The sequence below is a fragment of the Paracoccus sp. PAR01 genome (assembly GCF_014851995.1).
Classification (GTDB): Bacteria; Pseudomonadota; Alphaproteobacteria; order Rhodobacterales; family Rhodobacteraceae; genus Paracoccus; species Paracoccus litorisediminis.
On sequence record NZ_JACVAW010000015.1, the window covers coordinates 51,979 to 65,566 of the forward strand.

A 13,588-nucleotide genomic window follows, 5' to 3' on the forward strand; every position below is an offset into this window, starting at 1 on the left:
CACCATGACCATGCATCCCGCAGTTTCGACCATCCGCACCACCTGCCCATATTGCGGAGTAGGCTGCGGGGTGCTGGCCAGCCCCGACGGGACGGGCGGGCTGAACATCATGGGTGATCCCGCCCATCCGGCGAATAAGGGTCGGCTTTGTGTCAAGGGTTCGGCCTTGGGCGAGACGCTGGACCGCCAAGGTAGGCTGCTAGCCCCGCGCATCCACGGGCGCGAGGCAAGTTGGGACGATGCGCTGGATCTGGTTGCGGCGCGGTTTGCGGAAACCATCGCCAAACACGGCCCGGATTCGGTCGCTTTCTATGTCTCGGGGCAATTGCTGACCGAGGATTACTACGCCGCCAACAAGCTGATGAAGGGCTTCATCGGCTCGGCCAATATCGACACGAATTCGCGGCTGTGCATGGCGTCCTCGGTCGCGGGGCATCGCCGGGCCTTTGGCACCGATACGGTTCCGGGGCTTTACGAGGATCTGGAGCAGGCCGATCTGGTGGTGCTGACCGGGTCGAACCTGGCATGGTGCCATCCGGTGCTGTTTCAGCGCCTTGTCGCCGCCAAGGAAGCTCGCCCTGAAATGCGCGTCGTGGTTATCGACCCGCGGCGCACCGCAACCTGCGATCTGGCCGACCTGCATCTGGCGATCGCGCCGGGGGCGGATGCGGTTCTGTTTAACCTGCTGCTGGCCGCGATTGCTGAGCGTGGGGCAGTTAACCAAGATTTCATCAGCAATGTGAATGGCTTTGATGCCACAATTCACGCTGCGCGTGAAGCCGATCCTGCCGCCACCGGCCTGTCGGCCGAGGATCTGGAGTGTTTCCTTGACCTGTGGACCGGCACGGAAAAGGTCGTCACCGTCTATTCGCAGGGCATCAACCAGTCGGAATCCGGCAGCGACAAGGTCAATGCGATCCTGAACTGTCATCTTGCCACCGGCAGGATCGGTCGTCCCGGCATGGGGCCGTTCAGCGTCACCGGCCAGCCCAATGCCATGGGCGGGCGCGAGGTTGGCGGTCTGGCCAATATGCTGGCCTGTCATCTGGATATCGAAAACGCGACCCATCGCAGCGCCGTGCAGGATTTCTGGGCCGCGCCGCGCATGGCCGAGAGACCCGGCCTGAAAGCTGTCGACATGTTCCGCGCGGTCGAGGATGGGGGGATCAAGGCCTTGTGGATCATGTGCACCAACCCCGCCGTTTCGATGCCCGAGGCGGACCGCGTCGCCCGTGCCATCGCCGGCTGCGATTTCGTCGTCGTCTCGGACATGGTCGCGGAAACGGACACGACCGGGTTGGCGCATGTCCTGCTGCCCGCGACCGGTTGGGCGGAAAAGGACGGGACCGTCACCAATTCCGAGCGTCGGGTCAGCCGCCAGCGTCGCAGCATGGCCCCGGCTGGGCAGGCCCGCGACGATTGGCGCATCATCGCCGATGTCGCTGCCCGCATGGGTTGGGGCGAGCATTTCGCCTGGACCAACCCGGCCCAGATCTATGCCGAGCATGCCGCCCTGTCCGGCGTCGCGGGCAGGCTTGGCAGCGATTTCGACATCTCAAGCCATGCCGGGATCACGCGGGACGCCTATGACCGGCTGGAGCCGTTCCTGTGGCCACAATCGCCGCGCAAATCGGGCGGCCGCTTCTTTGGCGATGGCCGCTTTCACCATCCCGATGGCAAGGCGCGGATGATCCCGGTCACGCCGCGCGCCCCGCAGCCGGTCAGCGCCGAACATCCCTATCGCCTGAATACCGGTCGGGTCCGCGACCATTGGCACACGATGACCCGCACCGGGATTTCGGCCCGTCTTTCGCGCCATCTGGCCGAACCCTATCTGGAGATCCATCCTCGCGATGCCGAGGCCTTGGGACTGTCGGTCGCGTCGCTGGCACGGGTCAGCAGCCCCGAGGGTACGGCGATCCTGCGGGTTCTGGTCACCGACCGGGTCGCACCGGGACATCCCTTTGCGCCGATCCATTGGACCGGGCAGACCGCGCCCTCGGGGCGGGTGGATGTGCTGGTTCCGGGCGTGACCGATCCGGTCTCGGGTCAGCCCGCCTCGAAATCCGCGCCGGTCGCGATCACCCCTTTCCGCGCCGCGTGGTATGGCTATGCGATCTCGGCCGGGCCGATCATTCCCGCCAGCGCCTATTGGGCGCGCGCCGCGATCGAGGGTGGCTGGCAGGCCGAACTGGCTGGCGAGGCCGATCCCGAATGCTGGATGGATCATGCCCGCGCCCTGTTCGGGCTAAGGGATGAGCCGCTGACCGTGCATGACCGTGCCAAGGGCCAGATCCGGCTGGCCTTCATGCGCGAGGGCCGCTTGCAGGCCGCCCTGTTCATCGCGCGAGAGCCGGTCGGTCTGTCGCGCAGCCATCTGGGCAGCCTGCTGGGCGGGGAAAATGCCGGGGACGCGCTGGCGGGCAGGCCCGGTGGCGACCAGCCCGATCACGGCGCGCTGGTCTGCGCCTGTTTCAACGTGGGCGTGAACCTGATCCGCAGCACCATCGGCGCGCAGCGCCTGAGCACGGTCGATGAGGTCGGCGCAGCATTGCGGGCGGGAACGAATTGCGGTTCCTGCCGCCCCGAGATCAAGGCCCTGCTGGCCAGCGCCGCAAGGGCATGAGGTCCTGCCCGCCAGGGCCCGTCCTCAGCTGAAGTAATCCTGATGCTCGGCGCGGAAGCTATTCACCCAATCGGGCTCCTTGTGCAGATGCACGCGGATGGCTTCGACCGCGGCATCCTCGTCGCGGGCCTCGATGGCGGCCACGATCCGTTCGTGCCCCTGCAAAATCTCGCGGATCTTATCCTCGGCATGGGTCTGCAGCCGCCGCACCCGGTCCAGATGCCCCGATCGGGAACGGACCAGCGCATGCAGGTCGTCCTGCTGCAGGCCGCCGAACAGCACGCCGTGGAAATACTCGTCCATCTCCTGAAACAGCTGCAATTGCGAGCGATCGGTGGCCAGACTGCGCTGCAGTTCGATCACGGCACGGCCGAAATCGACCACATCCTGCGCGCCCTTGCGGGCAAGACGGCGCACCACCTCGGTTTCCAGCGCAACCCGCAGGAACTGGGCCTCTTGCACGCGCGTCGCGTCGATCCGGGTGACCAAAGTCCGCGATTGGGGAAAGATCTCGACCAGACCGTCCTGCTCCAGCCGCTGCAGCGCGTCGCGCAGCGGGGTCTGGCTGACATCGTAGCGCTGCGCCAGTTCCGCCCGCAGCAGGCTTGCGCCCGGCGGCAGCTCCAGCGACAGGATGCGCTGACGCAGGTCATCGTAAATTCTGGCGGCTGCCGAGCGCGGCTGGTGGCGCATATTGTGCCGTGCCAACTCGACCGCCGCCTTGACGGACAAATTCATCTCTTTCCCCCTTGTCGCAGCCCGAAGGCGCGCGGCGCCTCCCAGCTGCCTGCAAGCAGAATACAGGCTCGGTTCGACATGAAAACTAAAATATATGCGCAAGCTCAGGCTGTGTCGCGCCGTCTCGACATTCCTGCCGCTTTGCTTCCACAGTGGCGGCCGGGCGGATCGCAGAGGAGAGCCGGATGCAACAACAGCAGAATTCCCGCAGCGGCGGACAGGTGCTGGTCGATCAACTGCTGATCCATGGTGCGGATTGCGCCTTTTGCGTCCCCGGCGAAAGCTATCTTGAGGTGCTGGACGCGCTGCATGACGTCCGCGACCGTTTCACCCTGTACAATGCCCGGCACGAGGCCGGGGCCGCGAACATGGCCGAGGCCTATGGCAAGCTGACCGGGCGACCGGGCATCTGTATGGTGACGCGCGGGCCGGGGGCGTGCCATGCCGCCATCGGTGTGCATGTCGCCTATCAGGATTCGACGCCCATGATTCTGCTGGTCGGCCAGGTCGGGCGCGGCACGGTGGATCGCGAAAGTTTTCAGGAAATCGATTACCGCCAGATGTTCGGACCGGTGGCGAAATGGGCGGCACAGATCGACGATGCCCGCCGCATCCCGGAATACATGGCGCGGGCTTTCCGGGTGGCGACCTCGGGGCGGCCGGGTCCGGTGGTGCTGGCCCTGCCCGAGGACATGCTGACCGAACTGGTCGAGGTGGCCGACGCCCCGCCCTATGTCCCGACCGCGCCCGCGATGGATGCAGCGCAGGTGGCCCGGATCGCGCAGGCGCTGCGCGGGGCCAAGCGACCGCTGGTCTTGGCCGGAGGATCGGGCTGGACCGATGAGGGGGCCGAGGCACTGCTGCGCTTTGCCACCGACAATGACCTGCCGATCGCCACCTCGTTCCGGCGTCAGGACGCGATCGACAATGACTCGGACCATTATGTCGGAGATTTCGGCACCGGCGTCGCGCCCAGCCTTGTCCGCCGACTGGCCGAAGCCGACGTGCTGCTGGTCATCGGTGCCCGACTGGGCGAGATCACCACCCGCAACTATGTCTCGCTGAATGTGCCTGATACCGGCAAGGTGCTGGTCCATATCCATGTCGATGCCGATGAGATCGGGCGCGTCTATAGCCCGACCTTGGGCATTGCCGCGGATTCAACCGCCGCGGCTTTTGCGCTGGCAGGGACGGATCTGGGTCTGTCCGGGCATGGCGATTGGCGTCAGACACTGCGCGAGGAATATCTGGCCGATACCCAAGCGCCCGCGCATGACCATCCGCTGGATATGGGACAGGCGATGCTGGCGCTGCGCGACGCCCTGCCCGCCGATGCGATCATCACGCTGGATGCGGGCAACCATACAGGCTGGCCGCAGCGGTTCCTGCGCTATGGCCGTCCGGGTCGGCAGATCGGATCGACCTGCGGGGCGATGGGCTATTCGGTGCCTGCCGCTGTCGCCGTATCTCTGCAGGACCCGGCTCGGCAGGTGCTGGCCTTTGTCGGCGATGGCGGCTTCATGATGAGCGGGGCCGAAATCGCCACCGCCGTCCAGCATGGCGGACGCCCGATCGTGCTGGTCTTCAACAACGGCACCTATGGCACGATCCGCATGCATCAGGAACGCGAGCATCCGGGGCGTGTTTCCGGCACTGATATCGTCACCACCGATTTCGGGGCGCTGGCGCGGGGCTTGGGGGCGGAATTCGCCCGTGTCACCCAGACCGCTGAATTCCTGCCCGCGATCAAGGCCGCCTTCGCCTCGGCCCGGCCCACGGTGATCGAACTGATGACCGATCCAGAACAGATCTCGACCCGGACCACCATCGCGAAACTGCGCGGCCAATAAGCGAAAGGCCCGGAGATTTCCGGGCCTTTCCTGATTTTCTTAGAATTTGCGCGACAGCGACAGCTTGAAGTTGCGTCCCGGTGCCGGGCCGCCCAGCCAGCTGGCCGGGGTGTAATCGGTGTTGGTGACGTTATCGACGCCCATCTGCACCTCGATCCCCTCGGCGACGCCAGCTTGCGGCGACCACGAGGCAAAGATGTCATGCACGCCGTAACCCGCGCGATGGGTCCCATCGGGCTTGTCGCGGCCAGCGGCCAGCGTGCTGCGCGCGCCGATGCGCCATGCCTCGTTCGCGTTCCAGGTGGCCTGCAGCATCAGGCGGTTGTTCTGCAGCGTGTCCAGATCGACATCATCCTGATCGACGCCCTCGGTCACGGTGATCGCCGCGCCCAGTTCCCAGTCGTTCAGCAGGTAGCTGGCCTCAAGCTCGCCACCCTTCAGATAGGCGCGCTCGATATTGGTGTAATAGGCCATCGGACCCGCACCGGCGCGGATGATCATGTCGTCGATATGGTTGCGATACAGCGTCACCTTCATCACCGCCTGATCGCCCTCGGCAAGGATCGAGCTGCCGGTATAGGAGGTGCCGATCTCGATATTCTTGCCCTTCTCGTCCTTCAGGTTCGGGTTGGGCGCGGTGATCATCGAGCCGTCGTAAAGCTCATCCACGGTCGGGATGCGGTTCACGAAGGCGACCGAGCCAAAGACCGACCATTGATCGTTCAGGCGATAGATCGCGGCGATCTGCGGTTCGACCGCCTCAAAGCTGCGCTCATCGGCGTCGAAGCTGACGCTGTCCTTGGGTTCGGTGCGCTGTTTTTCGTAGCGCAGGCCGGAATTGACCGTCAGCCGGTCCCAGGTGACTTCGGACAGGGCATAGACCGACCATCCGCGGGTGTAACCCTCGGGGTGGGACGAGGACGGCACGCTGGACGAACGGTCCTGCTTCCAGATTTCCGCCCCGGTGGTCAGGAAATGCTCATAGCTGTCGCCTGAGAGGTCGGCCACGTTGTTCAGCTTGAACTTCCACAACCGGTAGTCGCGCTTGCCCAGCAGCGAATCCATGATCGGCTCGGCCGGGTCGTCGCCCTGCTGCACGTCCTTCATCGTGTTCGTGTAGGACAGGGCTGCGGTCAGGTCGATGTAGCGGTTATCGGCCGGGTTCCAGCCCCATTCCGCCTTGGCGGTCTGGTCGCGCGTGGTGATGTCGCCCACCCCCCACGAGAAGCCGGGATAGAACAGATCCTTCTGCGCCCCGTGCATCTGGTCGAAGTCCTGATTGTCGCCCTTGGCTTCCAGATGCTGATACGAGAACGCGACATACTGGTCGCCAAAGGTCTTCTTGGCCTTCAGCAGGACGTTCGGCGTGCTCGAATCCGAACGGATGGTGGTGTTGCCATCGGAATCCTTGGTGTCGCCCAGCTTGCGCCATGCGAATGCCGCGACGGCCTCGAAATCCTCGGCCGGACGCCAGCCAAGCGCGACGCTGCCCAGAATGCTGTCCGGGTTCGAGGCAAAGCCGATCTTGGCCTTGCCGCCAAAGGTCTTGCCCTCTTCGATCAGGTCTGATGCCTCGATCGTCTCCATCGCGATCACACCGCCAAGCGCGCCCGCACCGTAAAGCGTGGATGAGCCGGGGCCGCGCAGAACCTCGACCTGACGCAGGAAGTCGGGTTCGACGAACAGCGAGCCCTGACGATAGGATTCGTAGTACTTCTCCTCGCCGTCGATCAGCTGGACGATGCCCGCCTCGCCCCCGGCCAGACCGTTCGCGCCAAAGCCGCGGATGTTGAAGCCCTGACCAAAGAAGCTGCCCGAACCGGTGCCCGCGACGCCCGGAACCGTGTCCAGCACCTCGCCGATATGGATCGGCGCGATATCGTCAAGCTGCTGCTGCCCGACGACCGAAACCGACTGCGGCACTTCGGAGGCCACTTTCGGCTGCCCGGCGCGCAGGACCAGCGGGTCCAGCAGGAATTTTTCCTCGGTCGCGGCGGTGGCAGCAGCGTCCTGTGCCCAGACCGGAGCGGTGATCGCCAGAGCCGTCAGGCAGGTCGTGCTGGCAAGCAGCGCGATGCGGAGCGGGAGTCGTGACATTATGTCCCCTTGCGTTTCTTAAGTTTTTTGCTGGCGAACGGCTGGCATCTTGCGCTGCGTTAAGTTTTCCGAGTAAAACTGTCAATGATACATTCGCCCCGATAATTCGGGCACAACCATAAGATTAACAACGATAAAGGCTGCCACCATGACCACCCATAGCCCCGCCGACCTGCGCCGCCTTCAGGCCGAGGATACCGGCCGCCCGGTCGATCTGGCCGCCAAACTTGGTCTGCCCGAGGCCGCTCTGGTTCTGGCCCATGTCGGACATGGCGTGCAGCGCATCGACCCGACGCTGGGCCGCCTGATCCCCGCGATCCAGTCGCTGGGCGAGGTCATGGCGCTGACCCGCAACCGCTCCTGCGTGATCGAGAAAGTCGGGACCTATAACGAGTTCCACGACGGCGAGCATGCCGCGATGACGCTGGATGCGGAAATCGACATGCGCTTCTTTCCGCGCCACTGGGTCCATGCCTTTGCGGTCGAGAAGGAAACCGAGGCGGGCGTGAAGCGCTCGGTTCAGGTTTTCGACGCGGCGGGCGATGCGGTCCACAAGGTCCACCTGCGCGAGACCTCGGACCTGACCGCATGGGAGGCACTGAAGCGCGATCTGGTCGTGGCCGACCAGTCCGACAGCGCCGAATTCGGGGCACGCGCACCGGTCGAGCCCGCCAAGGCCGCGCCCGAGCGTATCGACGCCCTGCGCCGTGAATGGTCCGAAATGACCGACACCCACCAGTTCAACACCCTGATCCATCGTCTCAAGATGAACCGTCTGGGCGCGTACCGCGTCGCGGGTGCGCCCTATGTCCGCCCGCTGGCGGTGGATGCGGTTCCCGCCCTGCTCGAACGCGTCCATGCGGGCAATGTCGGGATCATGTTCTTTGTCGGCAACATGGGCTGCATCGAGATCCATTCCGGCCGCATCGAGTCGCTGAAACCGATGGGTCCGTGGCTGAACGTGCTGGACCCGCGCTTCAACCTGCATCTGCGCGGCGACCACATCGCCGAGGTCTGGGCGGTCGAAAAGCCGACCAAGCGCGGTCCGGCGATCTCTGTCGAGGCGTTTGACGCCGAAGGCGCGCTGATCTTCCAATGCTTCGGCCTGCGCCCGGAAAAGGGCGGCGATGCGGCTGAATGGGCGGCGCTGGTTCAGGGGCTGCCGGTGCTGGCCGAGGCCGCCGAATGAAACGGCTGACTCTCGCGCTGCTGCTGGCGGCGCCTGCCCATGCCGAAACCTATCCCGAGGCCAGCCGCGTGCTGGCCATCGGTGGCGCGGTGACGGAACTGGTTTATGCGCTTGGCGAACAGGACCGGCTGGTCGGGCGCGACACCACCTCGAACTGGCCGCCCGAGGCCAATGCCCTGACCGATGTCGGCTATATGCGCGCGCTTTCCCCCGAAGGCGTGCTGTCGGTGTCGCCCGATCTGATCCTTGCCGAAGAAGGCGCGGGTCCGCCCGAGGCGGTCTCGGTGCTGAAATCCGCCAACCTGCCCTATGTGACTGTGGCCGAGGGCTATGATGCTGCGGGCGTGCTGGCCAAGGTGGATGCCGTGGCCGAGGCGCTTGGCGTGCCCGAAAAGGGCCACGCGCTGCATGAAAAGCTGGCGGCGCAATTGGCTGATGCGGAAAGCAAGGCCAAGGCCGTGGGTCAGCCGAAAAAGGTGCTGTTCGTCCTGTCGCTGCAAGGCGGGCGGGTCATGGCGGGGGGCACGGGCACATCCGCAGATGGCATCATCCGGCTGGCCGGGGCGCAGAACGCGCTGGCGGATATTCAAGGCTACAAGCCCCTGACCGATGAGGCGGTGATCAAGGCCGCCCCCGATGTGATCCTGATGATGCAACGCGGCGACGCCAAGGCCGATGCGACCGCGAATGGCGGCGACGGCCTTGAGGCGGCCAAGCAGTCTGCCCAAACGATGCCCGCCATCGCGCAGACCCCGGCGGGCCGGGACGGCCGCATCGTCATCATGGACGGGCTGAAACTGCTGGGCTTCGGCCCCCGGACCGGCGAAGCGGCGATCGAGCTGCACGGTCTGGTTTACGGAGGCTCGTGATGGTGGCGATCAGCCCCGACATGCCACGGATCGACGGCGATCGCAGCCATCGCGCTCGCCTGACCTGCCGGGTGCTTGTCGTCCTGCTGCTGGCCAGCGCCGTGCTGTCGCTGGGCTGGGGCGCGTCGGGAACCTCGCTGACCCGCGCTATCTCGGACCTGCTGGCCGGGCGAGAGCTGGCGGTTCAGGATCGGGTGGTGCTTCTGGACATCCGCCTGCCCCGGGTGCTGATGGGGATCTGTGTCGGCGCGGCTCTGGCCGTCTCCGGCGCGCTGATGCAGGGACTGTTTCGCAATCCGCTGGCCGATCCGGGGCTGGTCGGTGTCAGTTCTGGCGCGTCACTGGGCGCCATTCTGGCGATCGTCTGGGGCGCGGCGCTGCCTGCCTCGGTCGCGGGGGTGTTCGGCTGGTATCTGGTGCCGGTCGTAGCTTTTGTCGGCAGTTGGGTCACCACGCTGACCCTGTATCGAATTGCCACGCGGCGGGGTCGGACCTCGGTCGCGACCATGCTGCTGGCGGGCATCGCGCTTGGTGCGATCCTCAGCGCGGTGGCGGGCCTTGTCATCCTGCGCGCCAATGACAGCCAGCTGCGGGATCTGACCTTCTGGGGTCTGGGCTCGCTGGCTGGATCGAACTGGCCGAAGCTTCTGGCCGCCGCTCCGATCATGGTGCTGGCGGTATTGTCCGCACCAGCACTGGCGCGCGGCCTGAACGCCCTTGCCTTGGGCGAGGCTGCCGCGGGCCATGTCGGCATCCGCGTCCAACGGGTCAAGAACCGCGCCATCCTGACCGTCGCTGCGGCCACTGGGGCTGCGGTCGCGGTCTCGGGCGGGATCGGTTTTGTCGGCATCGTCGTGCCGCATCTGCTGCGGCTGGCCAGCGGGCCGGATCATCGTTGGCTGCTGGTCAATTCCGGCCTTCTGGGCGCGGTCATGCTGCTTTGGGCCGATATGGCCAGCCGCACGCTGATTGCCCCGGCAGAACTTCCCATCGGCATCGTCACCGCGATGATCGGCGGGCCGTTCTTCCTGTGGATCCTGTTGCGCAATCGCGGAGTGCTGGACCTGTGAGCCTGATCGCCCAAGACATCGCGGTCAGCATTGGCCGCAAGCGCATCCTGAACGGCGTCTCGCTACAGGCCGAGGCTGGTCAGTTCACCGCCATCGTCGGGCCGAACGGCTCGGGCAAGACCACCCTGATGCGGGCCTTGACCGGAGAGCTTCCGCATCGTGGTGCGATCCGGCTGGGCGGGCGCGATCTGGACGCTTTCGCGCCCGAGGATCTGGCCCGCCGCCGGGGCGTGCTGCCGCAGGCCGCCGCGCTCTCATTCCCATTCACCGTGGCCGAGGTTGTGCGCATCGGCCTTGAGGCGCGGGGCGAACGTGCCGATGCGCTGGTCCCGGCAGCATTGGCTGCCGTTGACCTGCCCGGCTTTTCGGGGCGGCTTTACCAGCAGCTTTCCGGGGGCGAACAGCAGCGCGTCCAATTGGCCCGCGTCCTGGCGCAGGTCTGGCAGCCTGTCGATGACCAAGGTCCGCGGTGGCTGTTTCTGGATGAACCAGTCAGCAGCCTCGACATCGCGCATCAGCTGACGGTCATGCGGCTGGCCGCCGATTATGCGCGGCGTGGTGGCGGCGTGATCGCCGTCATGCATGACCTGAACCTGACCGCGCTTTTCGCGCAGAAGGTGATCCTGATGGGCAAGGGCGAGGTGCTGGCCCAAGGTACCCCTGCCGAAGTCCTGACGGATGCCACCCTGTCCCACGCCTATGGCTGCGACCTGCGGGTGAACACGGTTCCAGCCGAAGGCATCTGGATCTTGCCACAAGTCGCCGCTGGCTGACCAAACAGAAACGCGCGCCAATCCGGCGCGCGTTTTATTTTCAGTATGTTGCAGCGAGGATTTGAAGTGTTTTCAAACCTCGCGGCCTTTGCATCACTTCAGATCGAAGCGGTCGGCGTTCATCACCTTGCTCCAGGCCTTGGCGAAGTCGGCCACGAACTTGGCCTTGGCATCGTTCTGGGCATAGACCTCGGCGATGGCGCGCAGTTGCGAGTTCGAGCCAAAGACCAGATCGACGCGGGTCGCGGTCCATTTCGGCGCGCCGGTCTTGCGATCGGTGCCGTCGAACACGTCCTGCGCATCCGATTGAGCCTTCCAGACCGTGTCCATGCTGAGCAGGTTGACGAAGAAGTCGTTCGTCAGCTGGCCCGGACGGTTGGTCAGGACGCCATGCGCGGTGCCGCCGTAATTGGCGTTCAACGCACGCAAGCCGCCGACCAGCACGGTCATTTCCGGCGCGGTCAGTTGCAGCAACTGGGCGCGGTCGATCAGCAGTTCCTCGGCCGCGTTCTTGAATTGCTTGCGCTGGTAGTTGCGGAAGCCATCGGCCATCGGCTCCATCCAGTCGAAGCTTTCGACATCGGTCTGGTCCTGCGTCGCGTCACCACGCCCGGCGGCGAAGGGCAGCGACAGGTCGTGACCGGCAGCCTTGGCCGCAGCTTCCACCGCCGCGTCGCCTGCCAGAACGATCAGATCCGCGATCGAGACCTTCTTCGCGCCCTTGGCGTCGAATTCGGCCTTGATCCCTTCCAGCACCGACAGGACGCGGGCCAGTTGCTCGGGCTGGTTGGCTTCCCAATCCTTCTGCGGGGCCAGACGGATGCGCGCACCATTGGCGCCGCCGCGATAGTCCGAGCCACGGAAGGTCGAGGCCGAGGCCCATGCGGTTTCGATCAGTTCAGCCGAGGTCAGGCCCGAGGCGAGAGCCCGCGCCTTCAGATCGGTCACGTCCGCTGCATCGATCAGCGGGTAGTCGGGGGCCGGAATCGGGTCCTGCCAGATCAGGTCTTCGGCGGGAACTTCCGGACCCAAATACAGGTTCTTCGGCCCCATGTCGCGGTGGGTCAGTTTGAACCATGCGCGGGCAAAGGCATCCGCGAACTGGTCGGGATTTTCATAGAAGCGACGCGAAATCGCCTCATAGATCGGGTCGAAGCGCAGCGACAGGTCGGTGGTCAGCATCGACGGCGCGATGCGTTTCGACGGATCATGCGCGTCCGGAACCGAGCCTGCACCGGCATCGCCCTTGGGCTTCCACTGATGCGCTCCGGCGGGCGATTTGGTCAGTTCCCATTCAAATTCGAACAGGTTCTTGAAGAAATTCTGGCTCCATTCGGTCGGCGTCTGGGTCCAGACGACTTCCAGCCCCGACGAGATCGTGTCGCCGCCAATGCCGGTGCCATGGGTGCTGGCCCAGCCAAATCCCTGCAGCTCAATCGCCGAGCCTTCCGGGTCCGAGCCGACATGGGCCGCATCGCCAGCACCGTGGGTCTTGCCAAAAGTATGGCCGCCGGCGATCAGCGCGACGGTTTCCTCGTCATTCATGGCCATGCGGCCAAAGGTGACGCGGATGTCCTTTGCTGCGGCAACCGGGTCGGGATTGCCATCCGGGCCTTCCGGGTTGACGTAGATCAGGCCCATCTGCACGGCGGCCAGCGGGCTTTCCAGCTCACGCTCGCCTGAATAGCGGCTGCCTTGCGAGCCGGTCAGCGCCAGCCATTCGATTTCCGAACCCCAGTAGATGTCTTCCAGCGGTTCCCAGACATCGGGACGACCGCCGCCAAAGCCGAAGGTCTTGAAGCCCATCGATTCCAGCGCGACGTTGCCGGTCAGGATCAGCAGGTCGGCCCAGCTCAGACTGTTGCCGTATTTCTGCTTGATCGGCCAGATCAGGCGGCGGGCCTTGTCCAGGTTGACGTTATCCGGCCACGAGTTCAGCGGCGCAAAACGCTGGGCGCCAGCGCGGGCGCCGCCACGACCGTCGGCGGTGCGATAGGTCCCGGCGCTGTGCCACGCCATGCGGATGAACAGGGGGCCATAATGACCCCAATCGGCCGGCCACCAGTCCTGGCTGTCGGTCATCACCTGCCGCAGGTCGGCTTTGACCGCTTCCAGGTCGAGCTTCTTGAACTCTTCGGCATAGTTGAACGACTGGCCCAGCGGGTTCAGCTGGGCATTGTCCTGATGCAGGATCTTCAGGTTCAGCTGGTTCGGCCACCATTCGCGGTTCGACCGCGCGCTGACCCGCGTGTTGCGGTTTGCCCCATGCATGACCGGGCAGCCGCCGCCGGATTTTACCGTCTTGTCGTCCATGTTCATCTTCCTTCCGCTGACTTGCGACCGGGCCGCCTTGATGGGTCGGCTTTCGGTGACTCG

At 65.2% G+C, this 13,588-nt stretch carries 9 protein-coding genes; 6 read left to right on the forward strand and 3 right to left on the reverse strand.

The window, feature by feature from the left end; all coding sequences use genetic code 11:
- Positions 1-4: 4 nt before the first annotated feature.
- Complete coding sequence (locus IB235_RS18490) at positions 5-2,626, forward strand: nitrate reductase (protein ID WP_225612468.1); 2,622 nt, start codon at positions 5-7, stop codon at positions 2,624-2,626.
- A 24-nt stretch (positions 2,627-2,650) separates the two neighbouring features.
- Here IB235_RS18490 and IB235_RS18495 read toward each other — a convergent pair whose 3' ends face one another.
- Positions 2,651-3,364 (reverse strand): GntR family transcriptional regulator, encoded by a 714-nt coding sequence (locus IB235_RS18495; protein ID WP_155040044.1) that lies wholly within the window; start codon positions 3,362-3,364, stop codon positions 2,651-2,653.
- Between the two features lie 185 nt (positions 3,365-3,549).
- Here IB235_RS18495 and IB235_RS18500 point away from each other — a divergent pair, with 185 nt between their 5' ends.
- The gene (locus tag IB235_RS18500; protein WP_192337951.1) at positions 3,550-5,214 is read left to right on the forward strand and encodes a thiamine pyrophosphate-dependent enzyme; all 1,665 of its coding nucleotides are present in this window, start codon (positions 3,550-3,552) and stop codon (positions 5,212-5,214) included.
- 39 nt (positions 5,215-5,253) lie between these two features.
- Here IB235_RS18500 and IB235_RS18505 read toward each other — a convergent pair whose 3' ends face one another.
- Complete coding sequence (locus tag IB235_RS18505) at positions 5,254-7,311, reverse strand: TonB-dependent receptor domain-containing protein (protein ID WP_192337952.1); 2,058 nt, start codon at positions 7,309-7,311, stop codon at positions 5,254-5,256.
- 148 nt (positions 7,312-7,459) lie between these two features.
- On the opposite strand from IB235_RS18505, the gene IB235_RS18510 reads away from it, so the two are divergent.
- Genes IB235_RS18510 through IB235_RS18525 form a run of 4 tightly spaced genes read left to right on the forward strand, consistent with a single transcriptional unit; the run spans position 7,460 to position 11,212 of the window.
- Positions 7,460-8,500, forward strand: coding sequence for a hemin-degrading factor (locus tag IB235_RS18510; protein WP_192337953.1), 1,041 nt, complete (start codon positions 7,460-7,462; stop codon positions 8,498-8,500).
- Complete coding sequence (locus IB235_RS18515; RefSeq protein WP_192337954.1) at positions 8,497-9,369, forward strand: hemin ABC transporter substrate-binding protein; 873 nt, start codon at positions 8,497-8,499, stop codon at positions 9,367-9,369. Before IB235_RS18510 ends, IB235_RS18515 begins: the two co-directional genes overlap by 4 nt.
- A complete protein-coding gene (locus IB235_RS18520; protein ID WP_192337955.1) occupies positions 9,369-10,439 on the forward strand; it encodes an iron ABC transporter permease in 1,071 nt (356 codons plus the stop codon). Before IB235_RS18515 ends, IB235_RS18520 begins: the two co-directional genes overlap by 1 nt.
- Positions 10,436-11,212 (forward strand): heme ABC transporter ATP-binding protein, encoded by a 777-nt coding sequence (locus IB235_RS18525; protein WP_192337956.1) that lies wholly within the window; start codon positions 10,436-10,438, stop codon positions 11,210-11,212. Before IB235_RS18520 ends, IB235_RS18525 begins: the two co-directional genes overlap by 4 nt.
- Before the next feature lie 93 nt (positions 11,213-11,305).
- Here IB235_RS18525 and katG read toward each other — a convergent pair whose 3' ends face one another.
- Positions 11,306-13,525 carry a catalase/peroxidase HPI gene (gene katG, locus IB235_RS18530; protein WP_192337957.1) on the reverse strand — a complete coding sequence of 740 codons (2,220 nt, stop codon included), beginning with the start codon at positions 13,523-13,525 and terminating at the stop codon, positions 11,306-11,308.
- Positions 13,526-13,588: the final 63 nt, after the last annotated feature.